Annotated in this window: 19 protein-coding genes, 1 tRNA gene and 2 pseudogenes; 16 read left to right on the top strand and 6 right to left on the bottom strand. The window is 73.0% G+C overall.

From position 1 onward, the window contains the following. The first annotated feature begins 105 nt into the window (after positions 1-105). The 5 genes from ACY34K_RS12450 to ACY34K_RS12430 all read left to right on the top strand — a co-directional run bounded on the left by ACY34K_RS12450 (position 106) and on the right by ACY34K_RS12430 (position 4880). Positions 106-702 (top strand): TetR/AcrR family transcriptional regulator, encoded by a 597-nt coding sequence (locus tag ACY34K_RS12450; RefSeq protein ID WP_462746274.1) that lies wholly within the window; start codon positions 106-108, stop codon positions 700-702. 139 nt (positions 703-841) lie between these two features. Further along, positions 842-2074 carry a cytochrome P450 gene (locus ACY34K_RS12445; RefSeq protein ID WP_462746272.1) on the top strand — a complete coding sequence of 411 codons (1233 nt, stop codon included), beginning with the start codon at positions 842-844 and terminating at the stop codon, positions 2072-2074. Between the two features lie 54 nt (positions 2075-2128). After that, positions 2129-2839 (top strand): (Fe-S)-binding protein, encoded by a 711-nt coding sequence (locus ACY34K_RS12440; protein ID WP_462746271.1) that lies wholly within the window; start codon positions 2129-2131, stop codon positions 2837-2839. Then, the gene (locus ACY34K_RS12435; protein WP_462746270.1) at positions 2836-4248 is read left to right on the top strand and encodes a lactate utilization protein B; all 1413 of its coding nucleotides are present in this window, start codon (positions 2836-2838) and stop codon (positions 4246-4248) included. The genes ACY34K_RS12440 and ACY34K_RS12435 overlap by 4 nt, the downstream gene beginning before the upstream one ends. Further along, complete coding sequence (locus ACY34K_RS12430) at positions 4245-4880, top strand: LutC/YkgG family protein (RefSeq protein ID WP_462746269.1); 636 nt, start codon at positions 4245-4247, stop codon at positions 4878-4880. The genes ACY34K_RS12435 and ACY34K_RS12430 overlap by 4 nt, the downstream gene beginning before the upstream one ends. On the opposite strand, the pseudogene ACY34K_RS12425 reads toward ACY34K_RS12430, so the two are convergent. Beyond that, positions 4878-5372, bottom strand: a pseudogene (locus ACY34K_RS12425) (DUF309 domain-containing protein); the annotation flags it as partial. The gene ACY34K_RS12430 and the pseudogene ACY34K_RS12425 sit on opposite strands and share 3 nt — an antisense overlap. Positions 5373-5495: 123 nt before the next feature. Here ACY34K_RS12425 and ACY34K_RS12420 point away from each other — a divergent pair. The 4 genes and pseudogenes from ACY34K_RS12420 to ACY34K_RS12405 all read left to right on the top strand — a co-directional run bounded on the left by ACY34K_RS12420 (position 5496) and on the right by ACY34K_RS12405 (position 10220). Continuing rightward, entirely contained in the window at positions 5496-8150 is a 2655-nt protein-coding gene (locus tag ACY34K_RS12420; RefSeq protein ID WP_462746268.1) for an ATP-binding protein, read from the top strand. Positions 8151-8202: 52 nt separating this feature from the next. Next, positions 8203-8279: transfer RNA gene (locus ACY34K_RS12415), tRNA-Pro, on the top strand. A 211-nt stretch (positions 8280-8490) separates the two neighbouring features. Continuing rightward, positions 8491-8757, top strand: a pseudogene (locus tag ACY34K_RS12410) (DUF4246 family protein); the annotation flags it as partial. 269 nt (positions 8758-9026) lie between these two features. Then, positions 9027-10220 (top strand): FAD-dependent monooxygenase, encoded by a 1194-nt coding sequence (locus tag ACY34K_RS12405; protein WP_462746267.1) that lies wholly within the window; start codon positions 9027-9029, stop codon positions 10218-10220. Between the two features lie 105 nt (positions 10221-10325). Here the strand turns inward: ACY34K_RS12405 and ACY34K_RS12400 are convergent, their stop codons facing one another. Then, the gene (locus ACY34K_RS12400) at positions 10326-13112 is read right to left on the bottom strand and encodes a SpoIIE family protein phosphatase (RefSeq protein WP_462746265.1); all 2787 of its coding nucleotides are present in this window, start codon (positions 13110-13112) and stop codon (positions 10326-10328) included. A 137-nt stretch (positions 13113-13249) separates the two neighbouring features. Between ACY34K_RS12400 and ACY34K_RS12395 the strand changes: the two genes are divergently transcribed. Beyond that, entirely contained in the window at positions 13250-14452 is a 1203-nt protein-coding gene (locus ACY34K_RS12395) for an FAD-dependent monooxygenase (RefSeq protein ID WP_462746263.1), read from the top strand. Positions 14453-14478: 26 nt separating this feature from the next. On the opposite strand, the gene ACY34K_RS12390 is transcribed toward ACY34K_RS12395, so the two are convergent. Then, positions 14479-15081, bottom strand: coding sequence for a Type-2Aa cytolytic delta-endotoxin (locus ACY34K_RS12390; protein ID WP_462746261.1), 603 nt, complete (start codon positions 15079-15081; stop codon positions 14479-14481). A gap of 226 nt (positions 15082-15307) precedes the next feature. Between ACY34K_RS12390 and ACY34K_RS12385 the strand changes: the two genes are divergently transcribed. Together ACY34K_RS12385 and ACY34K_RS12380 are read left to right on the top strand one after the other, a co-directional pair. Continuing rightward, entirely contained in the window at positions 15308-15673 is a 366-nt protein-coding gene (locus ACY34K_RS12385) for a hypothetical protein (protein WP_462746260.1), read from the top strand. A gap of 50 nt (positions 15674-15723) precedes the next feature. Next, positions 15724-16086 carry a hypothetical protein gene (locus ACY34K_RS12380; protein WP_462746259.1) on the top strand — a complete coding sequence of 121 codons (363 nt, stop codon included), beginning with the start codon at positions 15724-15726 and terminating at the stop codon, positions 16084-16086. Positions 16087-16154: 68 nt separating this feature from the next. Here the strand turns inward: ACY34K_RS12380 and ACY34K_RS12375 are convergent, their stop codons facing one another. From ACY34K_RS12375 to tgmA, 3 genes are all read right to left on the bottom strand, one after another. Next, complete coding sequence (locus ACY34K_RS12375; RefSeq protein ID WP_462746258.1) at positions 16155-18017, bottom strand: transglycosylase domain-containing protein; 1863 nt, start codon at positions 18015-18017, stop codon at positions 16155-16157. 137 nt (positions 18018-18154) lie between these two features. Further along, on the bottom strand, positions 18155-19096 hold the full coding sequence (tgmB, locus tag ACY34K_RS12370; RefSeq protein ID WP_462746257.1) for an ATP-grasp ribosomal peptide maturase: 942 nt from the start codon (positions 19094-19096) through the stop codon (positions 18155-18157). A 17-nt stretch (positions 19097-19113) separates the two neighbouring features. Further along, positions 19114-19305, bottom strand: coding sequence for a putative ATP-grasp-modified RiPP (gene tgmA / locus ACY34K_RS12365; protein ID WP_462746256.1), 192 nt, complete (start codon positions 19303-19305; stop codon positions 19114-19116). A 408-nt stretch (positions 19306-19713) separates the two neighbouring features. Here tgmA and ACY34K_RS12360 point away from each other — a divergent pair, with 408 nt between their 5' ends. From ACY34K_RS12360 to ACY34K_RS12345, 4 genes are all read left to right on the top strand, one after another. Beyond that, entirely contained in the window at positions 19714-20616 is a 903-nt protein-coding gene (locus ACY34K_RS12360; protein ID WP_462746255.1) for a CAP domain-containing protein, read from the top strand. 215 nt (positions 20617-20831) lie between these two features. Next, positions 20832-22139, top strand: coding sequence for a phytase (locus tag ACY34K_RS12355; protein WP_462746253.1), 1308 nt, complete (start codon positions 20832-20834; stop codon positions 22137-22139). Positions 22140-22398: 259 nt separating this feature from the next. After that, positions 22399-24753 carry an MMPL family transporter gene (locus tag ACY34K_RS12350; RefSeq protein ID WP_462746252.1) on the top strand — a complete coding sequence of 785 codons (2355 nt, stop codon included), beginning with the start codon at positions 22399-22401 and terminating at the stop codon, positions 24751-24753. Positions 24754-24766: 13 nt separating this feature from the next. Continuing rightward, the gene (locus tag ACY34K_RS12345) at positions 24767-25990 is read left to right on the top strand and encodes a carboxylate-amine ligase (protein ID WP_462746251.1); all 1224 of its coding nucleotides are present in this window, start codon (positions 24767-24769) and stop codon (positions 25988-25990) included. Positions 25991-25992: the final 2 nt, after the last annotated feature.

Here is a 25992-nt window from a genome sequence, read left to right as displayed (position 1 = left end):
ATCGAGACGCAAACGTCTCGATACGCTTGCGTCTCGATTGGCCGGGACCTACCCTCGGACGTGCAGAGAGGAAACCGCCGGCAGGGCACACCCGGGGAGTGAAGGATGTCCACGCAGGCCGCCACGGCCGCCGCGCGCCGCAGCAAGATCACGCCCGAGCGCGAGCTGGAGCTGTACGGAGCCGTGCTCGACCTGCTCAGGGAGGGCGGCTACGACGCCGTGACCATGGAGGGCGTCGCCGCCCGTACCAAGTGCGGCAAGGCAACGCTCTACCGGCAGTGGAAGACCAAGGCACAGCTGGTCACCGCCGCACTCGACACGAGCCGCTGCGCTCTCTTCACCGGCATCGACACCGGCTCCCTGGCAGGCGACCTGCGTGCCGCGGCCCGGGCCGCCGCCGCTCGCCGCAGCACCGACACCGAGCTCATGGAAGCCGTCGGCCAGGCCTACCTCCAGCACCCCGACCTGCGCGAGGCCCTGCGCGACACCGTTATCGCACCCGAGGTGGCGGCCCTCGACGCGATGCTCACCCGCGCCGTCGAGCGCGGCGAGATCGCCGCCGGCAACCCGGCGATCGCCTTCACCGCCCCCTGCTTCCTCGGGGTCCTGCGCGTCGAGCGGCTCTTCGAGGACCGGTTCCCCGACGCCGACAGCCTCCCGGCGTTCGTCGACGCGGTCCTCCTGCCGGCCCTGCGCGCCTGACGCGTTCGCGGCCTTCCCGCCGCCACGGCCCGTCGTGCACCATGACCGGACCGCACGACCCGCATCCCGTCACCCCCGCACCACGCGCCGCGCACCGCAGGCACCAGGCCCGCAACCCTTTCCGCCCAGGAGGCGCAGCATGCCGACCGGCCATGACCCCGACACCCCGCACGGCAGGCTCGACGCCCTCCAGCGCGACCCCTATCCGCTGTACGCGCGCGCCCGGCGGACCGAGGGTCTCACCTTCGTCCCCGAACTCGACTCCTGGCTCGTGGCCCGCGACGCGGACGTACGGGAAGTGCTGCTGCGCGACGGCGACTTCTCCTCCGTCCAGGCACTGCGCCCCGACGTCACGCCCTCCCCGGCCGCCCTGGCGGTCCTCGCCCGGGGCTTCGGCAAACGGCCCACCGTCGTGTCCACCGACGGCGCCGCCCACCGCCGCCACCGCGCCCCCCTCAACAGCGGCCTGTCCGCCGCCCGGATCGCCGCACTCGTCCCCTACGCCGCCGAGCGGGCCGAGGCGCTCGCCGACGGCTTCGCCGAGGACGGCGGGACGGAACTGATGAGCGCGTACGCCCGCGAACTGCCCGGCGCCGTGATCGGGCGGCTCATCGGACTCGACCCCGACGACGTACCCGCCGCCGTGCACGGCGGCCACCGCGCGGAGGAGTTACTGTTCCGCCCGCTCACCGAGGCGCAAGAGGTCGCCGCGGCCGAGGACGTCGTCGCCCTCCAGCAGATGCTCGACAGCCTCATACGGGCCCGGCGCGCGCAGCCGCGTGCCGACCTCTGTTCGGCGCTCGTCACCGCGCTCGCCCCCGGCACCGGCGAACTCACCCCCGACCAGCGGCACGAACTGGTCTCCAACCTCCAGAACCTCCTGATCGCCGGGCACCTGACCACCACCGCACTCATCGGCACCACCCTGCTCCACCTGCTCCGCGACCGCTCCCAGTGGGAACTGCTCCGCGCGAAACCCGAGCTCGTCCCCGCGGCCGTCGAGGAAGCCGCCCGGTACGACACCGCCGTCCAGGGCTTCCGCCGCACCACCACCCGACCGGTCACCCTCGCCGGCACCGAACTGCCCGCCGGAGCAACCGTCTTCGTGGCCTACGGCTCCGCCAACCGGGACGAGAGCCGCTACGAACGGGCCGACACCTTCGACATCACCCGCACCCCCGTGCGCCACGTCGCCTTCGGCCACGGCCCGCACGGCTGCCCGGGCTCCCTGCTCGCGCGTGAACAACTGAGGCTCACCCTCGAACTGTTCATCCGCCGCTTTCCCGGCCTGCGCCTCGACGAGGAGCAGCCGGTCGTCATGCGGCCCACCATGATCCACCGTTCGCCGGAAGCCCTCCATCTCACCTGGTGAACGGCGCAGCGGCGGCTCCTGCCCCTCACCCCGGACCGGGCATAGGCTGCCCGCATGCGCGTCGCCCTCTTCATCACCTGCGTCAACGACGCCGTGTATCCGTCCACGGGCGTGGCCACCGTCCGGCTCCTGGAACGGCTGGGCGTCCGGGTCGACTTCCCCGCCGGCCAGTCGTGCTGCGGCCAGCCGCAGTACAACACCGGATACCGCGACGAGACACTGACCCTCGTACGCCGCACGGCCGGGGCCTTCGAGGGGTACGCGTACGTCGTCACGCCCTCCGGCTCGTGCGCCGCCATGATCCGGGACAACTACCCCCGGCTCGGCGAGACGGGACTGGCCCCCCGCGTCTTCGAACTGACGGAGTTCCTGGTCGACGTGCTGGGCGTGACCGACGTCGGCGCGTACTTCCCGCACACCGTCACCTACCACCCCTCCTGCCACGGACTGCGCGTCCTCGGCCTGGGTGACCGCCCGCGCCGGCTGCTGGAGGCGGTGAAGGGCCTGGAACTGCGGGGACTGCCGGGTGCCGAGGAGTGCTGCGGCTTCGGCGGCACCTTCGCCGTGAAGAACCCCGCCGTGTCGGTGGCGATGGGGCGCGACAAGGTGCGCGCGGCGGCCGGCACCGGAGCGGACGTGCTGTGCGGGGCGGACAGCTCGTGCCTGATGCACCTGGACGGCCTCGTGCGCCGGCGGCGGGAGCCGCTGCGCGTCGCGCACATCGCCGAGATTCTCGCCAGTACCGAAGAGGAGCCGTGGCGATGAGCGGAGTGTTCGTCGGAATGCCGGCGTTCCCGGAGGCGGCCGCGGCCGCCGTGGACAACACGACGCTGCGGGAGAACCTCCGGCACGCGACACACACCATCCGCGACAAACGCGCCCGGGCCGTCGCCGAACTCGACGACTGGGACCGTCTGCGACAGGCGGGCAAGGAGATCAAGGACCACACCCTGCGCCATCTCGACCGCTACCTGCTCCAGTTGGAGGAGGCCGTCACCGCGGCCGGCGGCCGGGTGCACTGGGCGGCCGACGCCGCCGAGGCCAACCGGATCGTCGTCGGCCTGGTCAAGGAGACCGGCGAGAGCGAGGTCGTGAAGGTCAAGTCCATGGCCACCCAGGAGATCGGCCTCAACGAGGCCCTGGAGGCCGAGGGCGTCGCCGCCTACGAGACCGACCTCGCCGAACTCATCGTCCAGCTGGGCGAGGACCGGCCCTCGCACATCCTCGTACCGGCCATCCACCGCAACCGCGCCGAGATCCGCGACATCTTCCGCACCCGCATGGCCGCCTGGGGGCGCCCCGCGCCCGACGACCTCACCGACACCCCCGCCGACCTCGCCGAGGCCGCCCGCCTCCACCTGCGGGAGAAGTTCCTGCGCGCCAAGGTCGGCATCTCCGGCGCCAATTTCATGGTCGCCGAGACCGGCACCCTCGTCGTGGTCGAGTCCGAGGGCAACGGCCGCATGTGCCTGACCCTCCCCGAGACCCTGATCTCCGTCGTGGGCATCGAGAAGGTCCTGCCGTCCTGGCGCGACCTGGAGGTCTTCCTGCAAACCCTCCCGCGCTCCTCGACGGCCGAGCGGATGAACCCCTACACCAGCATGTGGACCGGCACCACCGACGCCGACGGCCCCACCGCCTTCCACCTGGTCCTCCTGGACAACGGCCGCACCCGAGCCCTCGCCGACGAGGTCGGGCGGCAGGCGCTGCGCTGCATCCGCTGCTCGGCCTGCCTGAACGTCTGCCCCGTCTACGAGCGGGCCGGCGGACACGCCTACGGCTCGGTCTACCCCGGCCCCATCGGCGCCATCCTCACCCCGCAACTGCGCGGCACCACCAGTGCCGTCGACGCCTCCCTGCCCTACGCCTCCTCGCTGTGCGGAGCGTGCTACGAGGTGTGCCCGGTCGCCATCGACATCCCCGAGGTCCTCGTCCACCTCCGCGCCAGGGTCGCCGGGCAGAGCGGCCACCGCGCGGAACGGGCCGCGGTCAGGGCGGCCACCTGGCTCCTGGACCACCCCGCCGCACTCGCCGCGGCCGAGCGGGTCGCCGGCGCCACCCGCCGGGCACACCCGTCGAGACCACCCGGCACCGGCTCCTGGACCGACGACCGGGACCTGCCCGCCCTCCCGCCCCGCCCCTTCCGCACCTGGTGGAAGAAGAACCACTCATGAGCAGCCGCGACCAGATCCTCGGCCGCATCCGTGGCGCCCTCACCCACGCCCCCGACACCCCCGAACCGACCCGCGACTACGCCACCAGCCACACCCCCGACGACCCCACCGCCCTCGTCGACCTCCTCGACCACCACCTCAGCGACTACCGGGCCCGCACCCACCGCACCACCGAGCTCCGGCTCCCGCACACCATCGCCACCCTGCTCACCGCCCACCGGGCCCGCTCCGTGGTCGTCCCGCCCGGCCTCCCGGCCCACTGGCTCACCGCCACCGGCGCCGAACAGCGCCACGACCCAGGACTGACCCCCGCCGACCTCGACGCCACCGACGCCGTCGTCACCACCTGCGCCCTCGCGATCGCCGAAACCGGCACCATCGTCCTCGACGCCGGCCCGGGACAGGGGCGCCGCGCCCTCACCCTCGTCCCCGACCTCCACATCTGCGTGATCCGCGTCCCCGGCCAAGTCGTCGCCTCACTGCCCCAGGCCCTGCCCCGGCTCACCCCCAGCCGGCCCCTGACCTGGATCTCCGGCCCCTCCGCCACCAGCGACATCGAACTCGACCGGGTCGAGGGCGTGCACGGCCCCCGCACCCTGGACGTCGTCCTGGTCGAGCCCGGCGAGCGTTAGCCGCGGCGCCTCGGCCGCCGGATCCACCGCCCCCGCACCCTCCAGCCGGCCCGCCAGCGCCCGGGCCCACCGCGCGAGCCCGCCGACGTCGATGCCGTACCGGTCGAGCCCCGCGTCCGCCTCGGTGTCGGCGTCCGCGTACGCGACGATCCGGTCCGCGCCGCGCAGCAGCAACCGCGCACCGCCCGCCGCGTTCCCGCGGGCCGCGTGCGTGAGCCCCACCGCCAGCTGGGCGAGCCCCCGCCACAGCTCCCGCTCGTCCGCCGGACCGGACTTCCAGGCGTCCTCCAGGACCTCGTGGGCATGGAACGGCAGCCCCCCGTCCAGCAGCCGCTGGGCCTCCCGCAGCGTCTCCTCCGGCGTCCGCACCACGCCCTCGGGCTGGCGCTCCACCCCTTCGGCACCGTACGGCAACGGGCGCCCCAGCCCGTCCCGGGGACGCGCGCTGCGTGCCCGCCCCTCCTCGTCCCGGTCCCTCCGTGTCCTGTTCACCCAACGATTGTCACCCTTCCGGCGGGGAGTGTCCGAACCATGTCCGCCACCCGGGGCACGCGGTTACGCTCGAATACCCGGAAGTCGTGGTGACTTGCCGGGTACTCGTGGGGAGGTAGGCCGATGCTGCCGTCCCGGCCGGAACACCGGGTGTCCGTACCGCTGTTGGAGCGGGAGCCGGAGCTCGCGGCAGCCGCCCGGGCCCTGGAGGCACTGTGCGGCACGGCCGCCCGTGGCGGCCTGCTCGTCTACCGCGGCGAGGCGGGCATCGGCAAGACGGCGCTGCTCGACACGGTCCACCGGCTGGCCGGCGGCCGCTGTACCGTCCGTACCGCCCGCGGCGTCGAGACCACGACCTCCGTGCCCTACCACGTCTTACGCCAACTGCTGCGGCCCGCCCTGCAGCCGCTCCCCGACGACGACCTCCGCCGGCTGTTCGGCGACCGGTACGACATCACGGCACCCGCCCTCGGTCTCGCGTCCCCCGCCGGGCCGGCCCCGGACCCGCAGGGCGTGCGCGACGGCCTCGACTGGGTCGTCGTACGGCTCGCCGAGCGGCATCGCCGCCGGCCCCTGGTGCTGCTCGTCGACGACGCGCACTGGGCCGACACCGAATCCCTGACCTGGCTCGCCTCCTTCTGCGACGTCCTGCGCGGGCTCCCGCTGCTCGTCGTCGCCGCCCACCGCCCCGGCCGGGAGTTCGCCCCCGGGGCGCAGCTGCTCGACCGGCTCGGCGCAGAGGCCCGGCTGCGGGTCGCCCTGCGCCCGCTGACCCCGCCGGCCACCGCCCGACTGGCCCGCTCCACCCTCGGTGACGAGGCCGACGACCGGTTCTGCCACGAGGTGTGGGCCGTCACCGGAGGAAACCCGTACGAAACGGTGGAACTCCTCGCGAAGGTCCGGGACCGGATGCTCGCCCCGGTCGAGACGTCGGCTCCGCTCCTGCGCGACCTCGGGGCGTCGGCACGCGGCACCGGCCTCGTCTCCCGGCTGGAACGGCTCGGCACCGGGCCCACCCGGCTGGCCTGGGCGGCCGCCGTCCTCGGCACCGAGATCTCTCCGACGCTCGCCGCCTCCCTGGCCGGGATGGCCCCCGAGGACGCCGAGAGCTGCGCGGAACGGCTCAGGGAAGCCCGCATCGTCACCGGCTCCGACCCCATGGAATTCGTCCACCCCCTGATCGCGACCGCCGTGTACCGCTCGATCCCGCCCGCCACCCGCACCGCCATGCACGGCCGGGCGGCCTGGGCCGTCACCTGCGCGGGCCTCGGCGCCGCGGCCGCCTCCCGCCACCTGCTGGAGATCCACCCGGACGACGACGAGGAGGTCGTCGCCCAGCTCCGCGAGGCGGCGCGCGAGCACCTCGCCGTCGGCGCGCCCGCCGCGGCCCGCCGCTGCCTGGAACGAGCCCTCCAGGAGCCTCCACCACCCCACGCGTACGCGCAGGTCCTCTACGAACTCGGCTGCGCCGCCCTCCTCACCTCCCCGGCCGCCACCGTGCGCCACCTGCGCACCGCCCTGGCCCTCCCCGGTCTCGCAGGCGACGTCCGCACCGACGCGACGTGCCGCCTGGCCCAGGCCCTCGCCCACAGCAGCCGACTGCGCGAAGCCGCACTCACCGTCGCCACCGAGGCCGCGAGAACCCCGCCCGGCCCGGCCAGAATGCGACTCCAGGCCGCGCACTTCATGTACGAGGGGTTCCAGGAGGCCGAGGACGACGGCGGGGGCCGCTCCCGCCGCCTCGCCGCACTCGCCGACCACCTCCCGGGCAGGGACAACGCCGAACGCGCCCTGCTCACCCTGCGGGCGTTCGACGCCATGCTGCGCGGCGAGAACGCCGACCTCGTCCTCCACCTGTGCGACCGCGCCCTCGTCGACGGCCGCCCCGCCCGCGGCCTCGGCTGGACCGACACCGAATGGGGCTTCGAGACACCGGCCATGGCCGGCATCGCCTACGCCTTCACCGATCGGCTCGACCGCGCCCGGGCCATGTTCGAGGAGGCCGTGCGCGCCTACGAGATCTCCGGCTGGAGCGGCGCCCACCTGGCGTTCGCCCACACGCTCCTCGGGCTGGTCCACCGCCGCGGTGGCGACCTGACCGCGGCCGAGGGTTTCCTGCGCGAGGGCCTGCGCCTCGCCGACCGCGTCGGCAGTGGCCTGGCCGTCCAGTGGGACGCCGCCGCCCTCCTGATCGACACGCTGCTCGCCCGCGGCCGGGTGACGGAAGCGCAAACGGTCGCCGACCGCTACCGCTTCGGCCCGCCCTGGCCCAGCGCCATCGTCATGCCGGACGGTCCCTGCGTCCGCGGCAGGCTGCTGCTCGCCCAGGGCCGCACCCGCGAGGCCGTCGCCGAACTGGAGGCGGCCGGAGCCGCCCTGGAGAGCCGCGACCGTCACAACGGCATCTGGGCGCCCTGGGCCTGCGACCTGGCCCGCGCCCTCGCCGACGAGGACCCCTCCCGCGCGGCCCGGTTCGCCACCCGGGCCCGCGTCCAGGCCGAGCGCTTCGGCACCGACACCGCCATCGGCGAGGCCCTGCGCTGCGCCGCCCTGTTCGCCCGCCCGGAGGAGGCCGTCCAGCTCCTCGGCCAGGCGGTGCGCCACCTGCAGGCGTCCCCGTCGGCGTACGAACACGCGCTGGCCCGGTTCGAGTACGGCCTCGCCCTGCGCTCCCCGGCGGAGCTCGCCCGCGCCGCCGACCTGGCCGCCGCCTGCGGCGCCGACACCCTGGCCACGCGCGCGCTGCTGGCCCGCGAGTCGGACACGGTCACGGAGTGAGGTAATGTTCTCTTGCGCGCGGAGCCCGGCGGTACGCCACGGCGACGCGCACCGGGACGTGGCGCAGCTTGGTAGCGCACTTGACTGGGGGTCAAGGGGTCGCAGGTTCAAATCCTGTCGTCCCGACCATGCGTAAACGCAGGTCGGAGGCCGTTCTCTCATCCATGGGAGGGCGGCCTTTCGTGCGTCCGCTCCGGCCGTGGATTCCCGCAGGGGTTCTGGCCGAGCCGTGTGGGGTGCCGGGGTCGTGCTCATCCACAGGTGCTTCCACCCGCTGAGCCTCCGCAGCGCCGTGGCAGTGGACAGGGACCACGGCTGCGGTGTCAGTCCGCTGGGCTTCCTGCAACACCGGGTCGGCCCATTCCGTCTCATGGACCCCACCCGCCCGGGACACCGCGAAATTCTCGCGTTCTTCCTGGTGGACCCGTCGCAGAAGATCATGTCGACATCCGATGTGCCACCGCAGCAACCGTGGTCCGACACCTCCACCATGACGCTTGAACAGGCCAAGAACTACCGCGAACAACTCATGCGGGAACGCAAGTTCTTCGTCGACGAACACAACGATCAGCTCTACGAGCGGGAATTCTCCCTCTGCGAGCACTGAACCGCCGGCGCCGCCCCCGGTCGCCGGGTTCTCAAGCCGGCCCGCCCGCCTCCCCGCGACCGGCGGCGTGCCCACCGTCCCCCGGACATCCCTGGTGGGGCGGCGACCGTCCGTGGTTCCCGACTCCCACTTCATGGGACGGGCTCCTTCCCCCGGGGCCGGCTGCGACAATTCGACTTCGCAAAGCAGCCTCACCACACACGCGCACCACACGGCAGCAGCCGCCCTGCGCGTGCGGTGAGTGCCCGAACCGAAGGAAGAGAGGCACCATGCCGAGACTTCGCGCCGTCGTGGTCGGAGCCGGAATCGGTGGCCTCACGGCCGCGGTGGCACTGCACCGCCGTGGTTGGCAGGTCACCGTCTGCGAATGCGCCCTTGAACAACCCGCCACCGGCGCCGGTATCGGCCTTGCTCCCAACGCACTGCGCGCGCTCCGCGCCATCGGCGTGGACATCACCCGGGCCACCGGAAGCGCCGTGCCCGCCACCATGGGTGTGCGTCGCCCCGACGGCCAGTGGCTCACCCGGACCGAAACCTCCGCGCTGGCGGCGCGCTACGGGATGCCACCGATCGCCGTCCCGCGCCCGGCCCTCACGGCCGCGCTGGCCGGCGCCCTGCCGGTGGACGCCCTGCGCTACGGCACTGCCGTGACCGCCGTCGACGACGCCGCGGGCCGCCCGGTCCCGCGTACGGAAGCCGGACCGGACCTTCCCGCTGATCTGGTGGTCGCCGCCGACGGGATCCACAGCCCGCTCCGCCGCGCGCACTTCCCCACCCATCCCGGCCTGCGCTACATCGGCGAGACGGCCTGGCGGGCCCTCGTGGAAGCTCCGGACCTGCGGATACCGGCCATGAGCGAGACCTGGGGGCGGGGCGAGCGGTTCGGCGTGACCCCGCTCTCCGACGGCCGGTACTACCTCTACGCCACCGCGGTCGTTCCGGCCGGCATACGGTCGGCCGACTCCCGTGCCGAACTCCGCCGCCGCTTCGGCTCGTGGCACGACCCGATTCCGGCCCTGCTGGACCGCGTCGATCGCCTCACCCACGCCCATGTTCTCCGACACGACCTCTACGAGCTGGCCGCCCCGCTCCCGCGCCTGCACCACGGCCGGATCGCCTGGCTGGGAGACGCCGCCCACGCCATGGCCCCGAATCTCGGCCAGGGCGGCTGCCAGGCCATCGAGGACGCGGTGGTCCTCGCCCACCTGCTGCCCGCCGGGGACGGCGGTGACGGCTCGGACGGCATCCCGGCGGCCCTCGCCGCGTACACCACCGCCCGCCGCGACCGCACCGACGCCGTACGCGTCCGCGCCCGCCGGGTCGGCCGCCTGGGCACCGTCCGCCATCCGCTCGCCGTGGCGGCCCGCGACCTCGCGGTCCGTGCCGTCCCCACCCGGCTGGCGCTGAAAGGCATGGACGACCTGTTCAACGGCTTTCGCCTGCCGGACCGACGAGTGCGGTGATGTGCTGCGGCCGTCTCCTCCTCGACGGCGGCTCTCACCACGCCGATCTCTACGCTGCACCCTTCGACTGAGCATCTCGGCCATGCTGGACGTCAGGCGCCCCGGTCACCAGGCGAGATCGTCCAGCAGCAACTCCGGTGTCGGCTGGCGGCCGTTGTGCAGGGACTGTTCGGTCCACATCACCTTGCCCGTGGGGGTGTACCGGGTGCCCCAGCGGCCGGCCATCTGGGAGACCAGGTACAAGCCGCGTCCGCCCTCGTCCGTGGTGGCCGCCCTGCGCAGATGCGGGGAGGTGCTGCTGCCGTCGGAGACCTCGCAGATGAGGCTGCTGGTGTACATCAGGCGTACATGGATCGGTTCGGAGCCGTAGCGGATCGCGTTGGTGATCAGCTCACTGAGCATCAGTTCCGTGGTGAAGCCGAGCCTTTCCAGGCCCCAGCTCTCCAGCCGGCGGCCGCAGGCGGCGCGGACGGGTGCCACGGCGGCGGGGTCGGACGGTACGTCCCAGTCGGCGATCCGGTCGGGTTCCAGGAGGCGGGTCCGGGCCACCAGCAGGGCGATGTCGTCGCGGCGGTGCGCCGGCAGCATGGCGCTGAACACGGCCTGGCAGGTCTCTTCCGGGGTGTGGTTCGCCGGATTCGACAGGGCGGTGCGCAACAGGCGGAGACCCGTGTCGACGTCCCGGTCGCGCTGTTCGACCAGCCCGTCGGTGTACAGGACGATCCGGCTGCCCTCCGGCAGGCTGACCTCCGCGGTCTCGAACGGCCCGCCGCCGAGGCCCAGTGGGGGCAGGACGGGCAGGTCGGGAAACTCCACGCTGCCGTCGGGCAGGACCACCGCAGGGGCGTAGTGCCCTGCCGTGGCCATGCAGCAGTGCCCCGACGCGGGGTCGTAGATGGCGTAGAGGCAGGTCGCTCCGCTGATGCCGGCACCGGCCGGGTCGCCGCTCTCCTCCTCGTCGATGCGGGACACCAGTTCGTCGAGGTGGCCGAGGAGTTCGTCCGGCGGCAGGTCGAGCGCGGAGAAGTTGTGGACCGCGGTGCGGAGCCGGCCCATGGTGGCCGCCGCGTGCAGTCCGTGGCCGACCACGTCGCCCACCACCAGGGCGACCCGCGAGCCGGGCAGCGGGATGACGTCGAACCAGTCGCCGCCCACCCCGGCCTGCGCCGGGAGGTAGCGGTGGGCGGCCTCCAGGGCCTCGTGCTCGGGCAGCACCCGGGGCAGCAGGCTGCGCTGCAGCGTGACGGCCATGGCGTGCTCACGGGTGAAACGGCGGGCGTTGTCGATGGCGACGGCGGCGCGCGCGGCCAGCTCCTCGGCGAACGCCAGGTCCTCCTCCTCGAACCGCTCGTCCCGCGCGGACCGCCAGAAGTTGGCCATGCCGAGCACGACGCCCCGGGCCTTCAGCGGCACCGAGACCAGTGAGTGGATGCCGTACGCGAGGGCTCGCTCGGCGCCCTCGGGATCGGGGGCGCGCCAGCCGTGTGCCTCGGCGAGATCGGCCTCCAGGACCGCGTGACCGCCGGCCAGCGCCGCCGCCATCGGAGTGGTGGGCTCGTCGAACAGGATGAGGTCGCCGACCGGCTGGAGGGGCGGCTCCGCGTTGATGCCGGTGAGGGCGGTGCGGCGCATCTCCGTGTGCTCGCCGGTGGGCTCCTCGCCACGGAGGACGGGGTCCAGCAGCTCCACGGTCACGAAGTCGGCGAACCGGGGGACCGCCACCTCCGACAGCTCCTCCGCCGTCTTCGCCACGTCCAGTGTCGTGCCGATCCGCACGCCCGCCTCGTACAGCAGCTGCAGCCGCTGCCGGGCCACTTCGGCCGCACCGGACAGTGCCCTCAGTTCGGTGGTGTCACGGAACGTCGCGACCATGCTGGACTGGCCGCCGTACGGGGCCGTCGGCCGGGTGTTCACGGCCAGCAGCCGGTCGTTCGCCAGGACCACCTCGTCGGTGACGGTCCGGCCCGAGGCGAGCAGTCGGGCCGTGTCCGCGTCGAGCCCCAGCTCCGTGACCCGGCGCCCCTCCGCGTCGACGGGCAGCTCCAGGAGCCGACGCGCCTCGTCGTTGGCGAGGGTCAGCCGCCCGTCGCCGCCCACGATGAGGACGCCTTCACGGGCGGCGTGCAGCACCGCGGCGTGGTGCTCGTACATCCGGGTCATCTCGGTGGGCCCGAGTCCGTGGGTCTGCCGGCGCAGCCGCCGGCTGACGAGTGCGGAGCTGCCCGCGGCCAGGACGAGTGCGGCCGCGGCGGCGCCGAGGAGCACCGGCAGTTGCCGGTCGACCGCGTCCCCGACGTTCTGGATGCCGACACCGGCGCCGACCAGGCCGACGATCGCCCCGCCCGGGTCGGTGACCGGGACGACGGCGCGGGCCGCGTCGTTCGGCGCGCCTTCGAAGATCTCCGTGAACGCCGTTCCGGAAGCCGCCCGCTCGACGCCCTCGGCGCGGACACCGATCAGCGCGGGGTCGGTGTCGGCGTACCGGGTGCCGTCCCTGGCCATGACGGTGATGAAGTCCACCCCCGACCCTTGCCAGGCCTTTTCGACATGGGGCTGCAGTACGGCCGTCGGATCGGAGGAGCGCAGTGCGTCGACGGTGCCGGGAGCGTCGGCGAACGCCTCGGCGGCGGTGAGCGAGCGGTCCTGGGCGTCCCGCTCGCTGTCGTGGCGCGCCTGGAAGGCGAGGGCGACCACCGCGGCCGTGATCAGCAGCACCGCGACCACGATCTGGAGGAAGAGCACCTGCCCGGCGGCGCTGCGTTCGCCGAACAGGCCGTGCGCTCCCTTGGGCGGCTGCTTCGACCCCGGGTGGCCGTCCCGGCCGCGCGGCCGCGACAGGCCGGCGAACGGGCGGCCCGCCTTCTGCCCGGTTCGTCGGCGACGTCCGCTCATGTCCCATTTCTAGCATCGGACGCCTCGGAGGAGCGACCAGCCGCCGCGCGGGACACGGCGGCGTTGAACCGCTCGATCGTCACGGACTGCTACCCTGCACTCTCGTTCGGTTGCCCTGTGTCACCATGGAGTGTCGTGTGAAGGTCGCCTGTGTCGGCGGCGGACCCGCCGGGCTGTACTTTTCCATCCTGATGAAGCTCCGGGACCCGTCCCACGAGATCACGGTCCATGAGCGGTTCCCCGCCGGGTCGACCTACGGCTGGGGAGTGACCTATTGGGGCGGTCTGCTCGACCGGCTCAGAGAAGGCGATCCCGAGTCCGCCCGTGCCATCCGTGCCGGCTCGGTCCGCTGGAGCGACGGGATCGCCCACATCCACGGCCGCACGACCACCCACCACGGCGACGAGGGCTTCGGCATCGGCCGGCGCAGGATGCTGGAGATCCTCGCCGGACGGGCGGAATCCCTGGGCGTGCGGCTGCGGTTCGACCACGAGATCGCCGATGCCGCGTCGCTCGCCGACGCCGACCTGGTCGTCGCCGGCGACGGCGTCCACAGCGCACTGCGCGACCGCCACGCCGACCACTTCGGCACCCGCGCCGTGCCCGGCCGCAACACCTACGCCTGGCTCGGCACCACCAAGGTCTTCGACTCCTTCACCTTCGCCTTCGAGGAGACGGCGCACGGCTGGATCTGGTGCTACGCCTACCGCTACAGCGAGGACCACAGCACCTTCATCGTCGAGTGCTCGCCGGAGACCCGGGCCGGCCTCGGGCTCGACGGGGCGGACGGAGCCGCGAGCCTCGCCCTCCTGGAGGAACTCTTCGCGAAGCCACTGGACGGCCACCCACTCATCGGCGGGGCCCACGGCGGAGGCGGCCCGCAGTGGCGGACCTTCCACACCCTCACCAACCGTACGTGGCACCGCGACAACCTCGTCCTGCTCGGCGACGCCGCGCACACCACGCACTACTCCATCGGCGCCGGCACCACCCTGGCCCTGGAGGACGCCATCGCGCTCACCGACGCCCTGCACGCCCACGCCGGAATCAGTCCGGCCCTCGCCCACTACGAGCGGGTGCGCAAGTCCGCTCTCCTCCCGCTGCAGAGCGCGGCCCGCTACAGCGCCCGGTGGTACGAGAACCTCCCGCGCTACACCGGCCTCCCGCCGGAGCACATGTTCGCCCTGCTCGGCCAGCGCCACTCGCCCCTGCTGCCCTATGTCCCGCCCCAGCTGTACTACCGGCTCGACCGGGCGGCGGACCGGCTCGAAGCGCTGCGCAGGCTCAAGCGCTGGCTGGGCCCGAGGATCGCCCGGACCCTCCGCACCGGCTCCGGGTAGAGGCCGGGCGGATCGCGCGCCGTCGGTCAGGCGGCCGCGGCCGGCGGCTGCTCCTGCCGTACGGTGATCGCGTTGAGGCGGATCGTGAACCGCGCGGTGTCGTCGAGATTCAGGGCCCGGACCTCGGTCCGGCCCAGCGCGACCGTCACGTCGATGCACACGGCGACCGCGTACACGGCGTCGCCGCTCTCCTCGTCCTGCAGCGCGAACAGCACGTTGTAGTAGTAACTCGTGCTGTCCGGCGTCTCCTCGTAGAACGAGAGGTGGGTGCCCTCCTGCCGGCCGAGTCCGACGAAGGCGGCGGCCAGGGCCTGTTCGGCCTTCTGCCAGAACCCCGGAACCTCGAACGGGCGGCCGAGGGCCTGGCGCACGGTCTCCTTCAGCGAGAAGACCATGACGCTGACCGGAGCGGTCTCCTGGAGGCCGAATCCGCGGATGATCTTCACGGTCGAGCTGTCCGGGATGCTGCCCGCGGCCCGGCTGATCTCCCCGAAGTCGAAGTTCACGGTCGCCGGGGCGATCGCGTGCTGGAACTTCCCCTCGATGGCCCGGGCCCGGTCCAGATGCTCCGGACGCACCTCGAACACCGGCTTGAACGTGGTCTTCTCCGTAGTGGTCTGTTCGGCCATGGGCGGCTCCTCACGTGGCGAAATGTGATCACTGCGGGGGTCAGTATGACGCCCGCCACTCACCCGCCCGGGCCGGCGTCCGGTCCGCGGACCGCACGCGGACCGTTCACCGGTTCGCTCGTCTGTGCGGGACCGCTGAACAGGACGCCCGCACGCTGCGTACTACCGGCTGCCCGCGCCCGGCCAGGTGCGGTGACACCTCTCTGCCTCAACGACAGGAGCGGACATGACCGAACGCAGTGAACCCACGATGCGCGGGATTCCGGGGGGCGGCGCAGAGCTGTCCGTCGTGCTGAGCCTGCGCTGGGACGACGTGGCCGCGCTCGGCCGGGAGGCGAGCCGGCTGGCCGAGCAGCGCGGCGCGCCCGTGACGCTCGACGAGGCCGCCAGCCACCGGCTCCGTACGTGGTCGTCCGTGGCGAACGGGCCGGAGGAGCGCGCCAAGGGCTCGCAGGCGGGCCCCGCCCCGGCCGCCATCACGGGCGCCGCGCCCGTGGACCGGAGCCGTGCCCACGTCGGCCACCTGAGTGACACCTCTCCCGTCGCCTCCATCACCCCGCACCCCGCCCAGCAGCAGGCCCAGGCCCGTTAGGGCGTGCCGTCCTTCCTCCGGGGCGGCCCCAGGAAAAGGAACCAACGACCGTGAAAGCCCAGCGCGCCAGGCGTGTCCTCGTCGCACTCCTCGCCCTGCCCGCCGCGTTCACGCTCGTGGCCGCCTCCCCGGCCGTCGACGGCCGCCGGAGCGCCCAGGGCGGGGACGTGCCCCGGGTGCTGGTCGGCGCCGGCGGGGTCGCCTTCGTGGTCGTGGCCGGAGCGCTCGCCCTGGGCCGGAAAAGGACCACCGGGACCGAGACGGAGACCGGGACCGATGCCGTGACGGAGACGGAGACCGGGACCGGGACGGACACCGGTGACGGCATGGGCGCCGCGCGCGGAGCCGCAACCGTGGAGGAGCCCGAAGCCGGTACCGCGGGGGCGCCCCGCGGTGGAATGACCGGTACCTGAACCCGTGCCCCGAACGGCCGAGGCCGGCGTCCCTCCCGGACGCCGGCCTCTTCGCCGTACCGCTCGGGCTACTCGGCGTCCTCCGTGCCCTGGTCGGTCCTGACCATGTACGACGTCCACACCCGCTCCGGCAGGAAGTCGCTCCGCTCCGTTCCCGTGCCGCCCAGGCCGGTGAGGGGAAGCAGGGCCTCCTTGCCGGGCTGGTTGCGGAAGACGGTCACCGCCGTCGACAGGTCCTCGGTGTAGCCGACGAACCAGGAAGCGGGCTGTTCGTCGTCGCCGCCGGTGCGGCCCGCGGCGACCGGACCCAGCGCGCCGATCGCGCTCGGGTCCATGGAGTCCTCGGCCACGGCCCGCAGGGCGTCGGAGACCTCGCGTGCCACGTCCTCGTCCAGGGCCTGCCGGGTCTCCGGCCGCTCCAGGTTCTCCAGCGGCGTCCCCATGTAGGTGGCCGCCGTGACGGAGTACGGGTCGGCCTGCCGGCCGTCGCTGGCGAACGTGGCGTAGGCGTCGGCCATCCGGATGGCGCTGGGGGTGGAGGTGCCGATGGAGAACGAGCGCTCCAGAGGCCCCATGCTCAGCGGCAGCAGCCCGCTGCCGACCGCGAGATCGCGCACCTTGTCCAGGCCGACGTCCTCGCCCAGCCGGCTGAAGGCGTCGTGTTCCCCTCTGACGAGTGCCTGCCGCAGGACGAACGGGGAGGCGTCGTCGGAGCGGACCCCGTGCTGGAGGGCCGCGGCCAGGACGAACGGCTTGAACGCCGACCCGACCGGTACCCCCAGGGTGTCCGCGTTGTTGGAGAAGTGCTTGCTCGCGTCGCTGCCCCCGTACAGGGCGAGCACCGCCCCGTCGCCGGGACGGACGGACGCGGCGCCGATCTGGACGTCCCGGTCGGCGATCCGGCGCGCCGGGTCGAGCGACTTCTGCGTGACCTGCTCCACCGTCGCCCGCAGCCGCTCCACCTCGTTCTTCTCGAAGGTCGTGCGGATGCGGTACCCGCCGCGCCCCAGGTCCTCGGCCGTCAGCCCGGTCCGCTTCTGGATGTACTTGTTGGCCACGTCCACCAGGTATCCGGTCTGTCCGGCGAGGCTGGTCGAAACCGACTGGGGACGCGGCTCGGGGAAGACCGTGTACTTCGCCCGCTCCTCCTTCGACATGTAGCCCAGCTCCACCTGCCGGTCCAGGACGTAGCGCCAGCGGGCCTCGGCGCGCCGGTGGTGCGCCTCGCTCAGGGAAGGGTCGAACTGTTCTCCGTTCTTGAGCAGCGTGGCCAGCAGGGCGCTGCGGGGCGGGTCGAGCTCCTTGGCGTCCATGCCGTAATAGGCCACGGACGCCGCCTGCACACCGTAGGCGTTGCGGCCGAACCAGCTGGTGTTCAGATAGCCCTGGAGGATCTCCGGCTTGGACAGGGACCGGGACAGCTTGACCGACAGGCACAGCTCGCGCAGCTTGCGGCCGAGGGTCTGGTCCTGGGTCAGGTAGGTGTTCTTCACATACTGCTGGGTGATCGTCGAACCGCCCTGGACCTCCCCGCCGCGCGCCATGTTGACCACGGCCCGGCCCAGGCCGCGCACGGAGAAGCCCGGGTCACTGTAGAAGGTGGCGTTCTCCGCCGCGATCACGGCGTTCTGCAGGGAGACCGGGATGTCGGACAACGGGACGTTCTGCCGGTTGACCGGCCCGACACTGACCATCTGCGTGCCGTCGGCCCAGTAGTAGACATTGGCCTCGGCCCGCGCGGTGGCGTTCACGTCCGAGATCTCCACCGTGGAGTAGACGTAGCCGAACAGCGCGGCGATCCCGGCCAGGCCGAGGAGGAAGGTGCCGCACACCTGACGCCAGGACGGGATCAGCCGGCGCAGTCCGCGCCGGCCGCTGCGCGGGTAATCGATGCGGAATCGACGGGTGCTGGCGGTGGGACGACTCGGCATCAACGTGGCGAGTCGCCTGCGACGGCGTATCACGGATGATGGCCCCCTTATCGGCGGTGAACCCTGGTGCCCCCTCTCCTACGGGGCGGGGCGCCCGCCCGTTCACGGGGCGGTGCGCCCCGGAGGCCGGGGAGCCCTCAGACCGGCTCGCGCGCGGGCGCGCCCAGCCAGGACGCGACCGCGTCCGCGATGGGCTGGCCCGTCTCCAGTTCCACGAAGCCGAACTGGCCGCCCTGGTTGCACTCGAGGAACCACCAGAGGTCCTCCTCGGCGTCCTCGGCGAAGTCGAAGGCCGCGTAGGCGAGGCCGGCCGTGTCCGTGTAGTCGCGCACGGCCCGGGCGATGCGTTCCGGCACCGCGACCGGCTCCCAGGCGTGGCCGGTTTCGCCGTAGCGGCCGTCGACCTGTCCGGACGCGGAGAGCTTGCGGGCCGCGAACATCCGGCCACCGACGTACGTCAGCCGGATGTCGGCCCGTTTGGGGATGTACTGCTGCAGCAGGGTGGGGCCCGCCGCGACGCCGGTGAAGTCCGTGCCGGGGTCGACGAGCGCGGTGGGCAGTGCGATCGGCGGGTCGCAACGCGGCGGCCCCGAAAGCGTTTTCACCACCACCCTGTGGTACTGCCGTGCGAACTGTTCGGCCACGCGGGGAAAGGTCGTGATGACGGTGGGGGGCACGGCGAAGCCGCAGTGGTGCGCGCACCGCAACTGCCACGGCTTGTAGCGCGCCTGTGCGGCCTCGCGGGGATGGTTCATCCACCGCGCCGTCGTGGAATAAAGCATTCCGTACAGTGCCTGCCGGGTTTCCGCGGTGAGCCACTCCGAGGGCTCGGACGCGTGCGCGGCCGGTTCGCCGGGCCTGCGCACCCAAATGGAGCGCAGGGCCCGTGAGCTGACCATACGTCCCTCGGCCGACAGGTAGCAGTGGAAGTCGCCGCGGACGTACTCGGCCGACAGGGCCGCCTCACCGGGGAGGTCGGCGGGGTCCAGGCGTACGAGCGGAACGCCCTGTTCGTGCAGCCGGGCCACGACCAAGTCGGTCGTGACGTCCTCCTCGCACGTCAGGATCAGCACAGTCATCGGTGCTGCCGGGCTGGTCAGTCGTCGAAATGGGTCTGGGAGCCGGCCTTGGACGTCGTGGTGCCAGTGGCCAGGAGCACCGCGCGGTCGCTGATGGCGGGCCGTCCGTCCGGCAGTACGTTCAGCTGGAGCGCGGAATCGTATGCGTACGGAAGCGAGACGTCCGAATCTTGGTTCGGCTGGACGTAGTTGAACACGAACGGTCGCATGGGTCTCCTTCGTTGCTTTGTCAACCAGCGGTGCACGTGTGACAGTACGTTCCGGACATGTAGGGAGCTCATTACTTTCCGCCACATCGGGCCCGGTGGGGGGTGAAGGTCGTCACAGTGCGAACGAGAGCACCACATGAGTAAGTGCCCTCGCGCACCGGTTCTCCTCCGGCGCAACCGCGAGAGTTGCGTCACTGAAGACGTGCCTCGCCCGGTCCCGGTTCAGTGATCTGCCGCACTGATGCGCCATGGGGGGCGCAACGGGGGCGTTTCCGGATGCGGACGGTTTCCGCGCCGCGACCGTACGGAAGTCATCTCCTCGCGAATAAGAGTTGTCGGCGTTCGCTTCGCCTGTTCTCCCACATGCCGGACGCCACCGGCAGACCCCTGGAAGAGAGCGGAGTCCCCGTGCAGCATCCTCACGACGACCACCACGAGCAGCGGCGGAGCCGGCCCGCGACGCGTATCGCCGCGGGACGGCGGCACGCGCGGCGGGTCCGGACCACCCAGCAGGGCGTCGGCATCGTGATCGCCGGAACCGTCGCGGCCGCCGCCGTGGTCGCCGGCACCCTCGTACTCGGCGGCACGGGCGGTGACACCGAAGGCGCCGCAGGCGGCCCGCGGGCCACACCCACGAGGCACGGGGCGCCCGACACCGTCGCCGGCGCGCCCGCCACCAGGAGTCCTTCGGCCACTCCCGCCACGTCAGCGGCCTCTTCCCCGTCCCCGTCCGTCTCCCCTCCGGCCTCCGAGGCCCCCTCCGCGTCCCCGACCAGGGCCACGACCGAGCGCACGGGCGGTCCCGCCTCACCCGGCCGGGCCACGGCGACCCCCACCGACCGCCCCGGCACCGCGCCACGCGCCGCCGCACCCGAGCCTGCCCGGCCCGCGCGCACCCCCCGGGCCGGGGGAGCGGACGGAGCCGCCGCCGAGTACGCCCGTAGGGTCGTCACCCTCGCCAACGCCCACCGGGGAAAGGCCGGTTGCGCACCACTGCGGGTCAACAGCAGGCTGGGGGACGCCGCCCAGGGCCACGCCGACGACATGGCCGCCCGCGACTACTACCAGCACACCAGTCCGGAAGGCCGCGACGCCGGGGACCGCATGGAGGCAGCCGGCTACGCATGGCGCACCTGGGCCGAAAACATCCACCGCGGCCCCAAGGACCCCGCCACCGCGGTGCGTGACTGGATGTCCAGCCCGGGGCACCGCGGCAACATCCTGAACTGCTCCTTCAAGGACATCGGTGTGGGTGTGAACCTCAGTGGCAACGGCCCCTGGTGGGTGCAGAACTTCGGCGTCGGGGGCTGACGGCGCCGCCCGGCGGGGTGGGCCCGGGCCGCGGGGGCTTCCGGTGCCCGGCGGCGCCGGGCCGGGGCGCCTCCGGGGCGCAGGGGCTCTGGCAGGTGAGTTCACGAGAGGCACACCCGCACCACATGCCCCGGACGCCGGGGCGTCACCGCGCACTCCCAGGCTCGCGCCCGTACACGTATGTCGTCATGTTCCCGACATGAAGGAGTGCCCCCGTGCCCCGACGCCACCCCGTCCGGCCGGCCGCCCTCGCCCTCGGTACCGCCCTCGCGGCACTCGCCGTCGTCGTGCCCGCCGAGGCGCGCCCGAAGGCCCCGGAGGACCTGCCCGCCGTCACCCCCAAGGCCGAGACCGCCCCGCTGTACGACGACGCCGCCGGGGGCAACGCCGACGCGGACGACCCCGCCATCTGGCGCGACCACGCCCGCCCCGAGCGCAGCCTCGTCATCGCCACGGCCAAGGAGGGTGGCCTGCGCGTGTACGACCTGGATGCCCGTCAGGTGCAGTCCGTGCCGGCCCCGCCGCCGGCCGCGCCGGACGACGCGCCCGGCCGCTTCAACAACGTCGACCTCGTCCGGGGGATCCGGCTTCCGTCCGGGCGGGCCGATGTGGCCGTGACCACCGACCGGGGCCACGACCGGCTCCGTACCTACCGCATCGACCCGGGCCGCCCCGGCGCCCCACTGGTGGACATCACCGACCCGGCGGCCCCGCCGGTGTTCTCGGCCGGCCAGGACGAGATCAACGACCAGAACACCGCGTACGGACTGGCCACCTGGACCGACGCCGCCACCGGCCGCTCCTACGCCCTGGCCAGCCGCCGCAACCGCACCACCGTCGCCCTCCTCGAACTCCTCCCGACCGCCCGCGGCACCGTCACCTACCGCAGGATCCGCACACTGGACCTGCCCTCCTCCTTCCGGCTGCCCGACCACACCTCCTGGACCCCGTGCGCCGAGCCCGGCGAACTGCCCCAGGTGGAAGGCATGGTCGTCGACCCCCGCAACGGCATGCTCTACGCCGGCCAGGAGGACGTGGGCATCTGGCGCCTGCGCGCCGACCTCACCGGTACACCCGTCCTCGTCGACAAGGTTCGGGAGTACGGCGTTCCCGGTGTCTACGACGAGGAGACCGGGGAGTGCGCCGCCGGCGCCGACCCCGGTCACGGCGGCTCCCGCCTCTCGGCCGACGTCGAAGGGCTGACCCTGCTCACGGAGGCCGACGGCGACGGCCACCTGCTGGCCTCGAGCCAGGGCGACAGCACCTTCGCCCTGTACGACCGCGAGACGGGCGAAGACAACGAGTACGAGGGCGGCTTCCGCGTCACGGCCGCCTCGCCCGCCCTCGACGGTTCCGAGGAGTGCGACGGCGCCGCCGCCCTCAACGCCCCCCTCGGCCCGAAGTACCCGAACGGCCTGCTCGTCGTCCAGGACGGGCACGAGACCCCGGCCGACGGCGACCGCGAAGGCACCGGCTTCAAGTTCGTCGACCTCGGGGAGGTCATGGAGCGCGTGGACGACTGACGCCCCGCCCGCACGGACCACACACGGCGACTGCCCCCGCACGACGCACGACCCCCCGCGCGGACCGCCCCCGGCGACGGACCCCGCGCGGCGACTGCCCCCGCACGACGCACGACCCGGCCGGCCGGGGGCCGGCCGGGAGCGGCCCCGGCTCACCCGTTTCCCGGCGCCGGCGTGCCCCGGGCCGCCACCCGGCGTTCAATGCTGGAAGCCGTCCCTCCAGCGGCCGCAGGAGTGCCGTCCCCCGTCGGGAGTACGCATGTCGTTGCCGCCGCAGTCCGCAAGGCCGGGGAAACGCCCCCGGAAACGCAAGAAGAGCGTGCTGCGACGGGTCGGGGAGTGGTGCTCCCGGCACTTCGTGATCGTCATCGTGCTCTGGCTCGCCGCCCTCGCCGGAATCCAGATCCTGGACCGGTCGTTCGGAGGTGAGTACTCCGACAACTTCGCCGTGCCCGGCTCCCAGGCGCAGGACGGCCTTGACGTCCTGGAGGCCCACGAGCCGTCCGCCGGCGGCTACAGCGCGCAGGTCGTCCTGAACGACGAGGCCAAGCCGCTCACCGACGTCAGCAGCCAGATGTCGTCGGCGGTCAGCGCCATCGAGAAACTCCCGCACGTGCTGAGCGCGCAGAACCCGCTGCCACCCCCCGGCACGCCGCCGACCCCGCCCCCGGCCGGCACCCCGAACGTCGGGCCGCTCTCCACCGACGGCAAGACCGCCTACATCACCGTCCGGTTCGACGTCCAGCCGTCCACCCTCGGATCGTCCTACCTCGACGGAGTCGACCAGGCCGTCCAGCCCCTGCGTTCGGCCGGCGTGGACGTCGAGTACGGCGGACCGCTCGGCGAACTGGACCGGCCCAAGGCCGACGACCGGTCCAGCGAGGCCGTCGGCTTCTGCGTGGCCATCCTGGTGCTGCTGCTGGGCTTCGGGAGCGTCGTCGCCGCCGTGCTGCCACTCGTCACCGCCCTGATCGCCGTGATCTGCGGCATCGGCCTGCTCGCCCTGCTCGCCGCGGCCTTCACGTTCGCCACCGTCTCACCGACCCTCGCCACGATGATCGGCCTCGGCGTCGGCATCGACTACGCCCTCTTCCTGATCACTCGTCACCGCCAGAACCTGATGAACGGACAGGACCCGGTGGCCGCCGCCGGGAGGGCCGCGGCCACCAGCGGCCACGCCGTGCTCGTCTCCGGCTGCACCGTCATCATCGCCCTCTCCGGTCTCTGGGTGTCCGGCCTCAGCTTCATCGGAAAACTCGGCCTCGCCGCCGCGGTCACCGTCGTCACGGCGGTCCTCGGCGCGCTCACCCTCGTCCCCGCGATGCTGGGCCTCGTCGGCCGCCGGATCGACAAGCTGCATGTGCGCAGGCCGATCGCCGAGGTCGAGGACACGACCGGCGGCTCCCGGGCGGCCGGGCCGGGCACCCCGCCGGGCGGTGAGGCCGGGGCCGGTGAGGTACACGGCACCTGGCACCGCTACGCCCAGCGCGTCGAACGCCGCCCCTGGTGGTTCCTCGGCTCCGGCGTGGTCGTCCTGGCCGTCCTGGCCGTCCCGCTGTTCTCGATCCAGCTCGGGCACATCGGCGACGGTGCCGACCCGACGTCCTTCACCGACCGGCGGGCCTTCGACCTGATGTCGTCGGCCTTCGGGCCCGGCTCCAACGGGCCCCTCACCCTGGTCGTCGACCAGACCGACGTACCGCAGGCGGACCGCTCCGCACTCGCCACCAAGGCCCAGACCGCCCTCACCGACGTCCCCGGCACCGCCCTCATCACCCCGCTGAAGCCGACGTCCGACGGCGACGTGCTCATCGCAACCGCCTACTCGACCACCGCTCCCCAGGACGAGAACACCACGGACCTGGTCAACCGGCTCGTCGACGACGTGCTGCCCCAGGCTGTCTCCGGCACCGCCGCCGACACCTATGTGACGGGGACGACCGCCGCCCAGGTCGACTTCCTCGACATCGTCTCCAGCCGGCTGCCGCTGATCATCGTTGTCGTCGTGGGTCTCGCCTTCCTCGTCATCCTGACCGTCTTCCGAGGACTGCTCGTGGCGCTGAAGGCGGCCGTCCTCAACCTCCTCTCCATCGCCGCCTCCTACGGTGTCATCGTCGCCGTCTTCCAATGGGGCTGGGGCGGCCCGGCCCTCGGCGTCTCCGGCGACGTGCCGATCGAGAGCTACGTACCGATGATGATGTTCGCGATCGTCTTCGGCCTCAGCATGGACTACGAGATCTTCCTGCTCTCCCGGGTCCACGAGGCCTGGCTGCGCACCGGCCACCCCAAGGCGAGCGTCGCCCACGCCCTGGAGATCACCGCGCGGGTCATCACCTGCGCGGCGCTGATCATGGTGAGTGTCTTCGCGGCCTTCATCATCAGCGACAACATCGTGGTCAAGATGCTCGGTCTGGGCCTCGCCGCGAGCGTACTCATCGACGCCACCGTCGTCCGGCTGCTGCTGGTGCCCGCGGCCATGACGCTCCTCGGCAAGTCCGCCTGGTGGATGCCCCACTGGCTGGACCGGATCCTGCCCCACGTGAACGCGGAGGGCGAGGAAGTGCCGGGCCCCGAGCGTCCCGAATCAGACGGGCCCGGGCGCCCCGCCCGGTGACACCATGGGCAGCATGCCCAGTGACGAGCACGCGGTATCAGCCCAGAAGGAGCACCTCATCAAGGGCGTCACCGTACGCCGCGCCCCCGCGCAGCCGGCCGGTCCGATGACCGTCGGAGTGGAGGAGGAGTATCTGCTGGTGGACCCGGACTCACGGTTCGTCAGCCCGGGAGCCGAGGCCGTAGTGGCCGGGGCCGCCGCCGAACTCGGCGACAGAATCGGACCGGAACTCACCCGCTTCCAGGTGGAGGCGCGGACCGACCCCCATACGAGCCTGGCGGAGCTGGGCGAACAGATCCGGACGATGCGCGCCTGCGTCGCCCGCGCCGCCGCACGGCACGGCCTGTCCATCGTCTCCAGCGGTGCCCCCGTACTCGGCCCCGCCGCCCCGCCGCCCATCAGCCCGGGGCACCGCTACGCCCGCAGCGCCGCCACCTTCCGCGCCCTCGACGACGAACAGACCGCCTGCGCCCTGCACATCCACATCGGCATGCCCGACCGCGCGCTCGCCCTGCAGGTGAGCAACCACCTGCGGTCCTGGCTGCCGGTCCTCATCGCCCTCTCGGCGAACTCGCCCTACTGGGCCGGCCGCGACACCGGTTACGCCGGCTGGCGCACCATGACCTGGGCGCGCTGGCCGGTGTCGGGACCACCACCCCACTTCGAGTCACCCGACCACTACGACGAACTCGTCGCCCGGCTCATCGACACCGGCGCGGTGATGGACCCCGCGGGCCTCTACTGGGACATCAGGCCGTCCACGCACGTGCCCACCCTGGAGGTCAGGGTCGCCGACGCCGCCACCACGGCCGAGGACGCCCTGCTGCTCAGCGCGGTCGTCCGGGCCCTGACCGCCACAGCGCTGCACGCCGTCCACGCCCGCGAGGCGGCCCCGAGACCCCGATCGACCCTCCTCCGGGCCGCCTGCTGGCGGGCGGCCCGCGACGGCCTGGCCGGCGACGGTGTCGACGTCCGCACCGGAGCCCTCGTCCCCGCCACCACCCAGGCGGAACAGCTCCTGCGCCACGTACAGCCCGCCCTGCGGGCCCACGGCGACCTGGAACGGGTGCGAGCCGCGTGGGACGACCTGCGCCGCCACGGCAACGGCGCCGAGCGCCAGCGCGCCGCCCACCGCCGCCGCTCCCGGCTCGCCGACGTCGTCGACCACCTGATCAGCTCGGCCGGCCCGGCCGCCACCGGACCCGTGCCGAGGGCCCCGGTGACGCCGGCCACGTGAGG

Source organism: Streptomyces sp. STAM6 (genome assembly GCF_054963715.1).
This window is presented reverse-complemented; position numbering and strand designations above follow the sequence as displayed.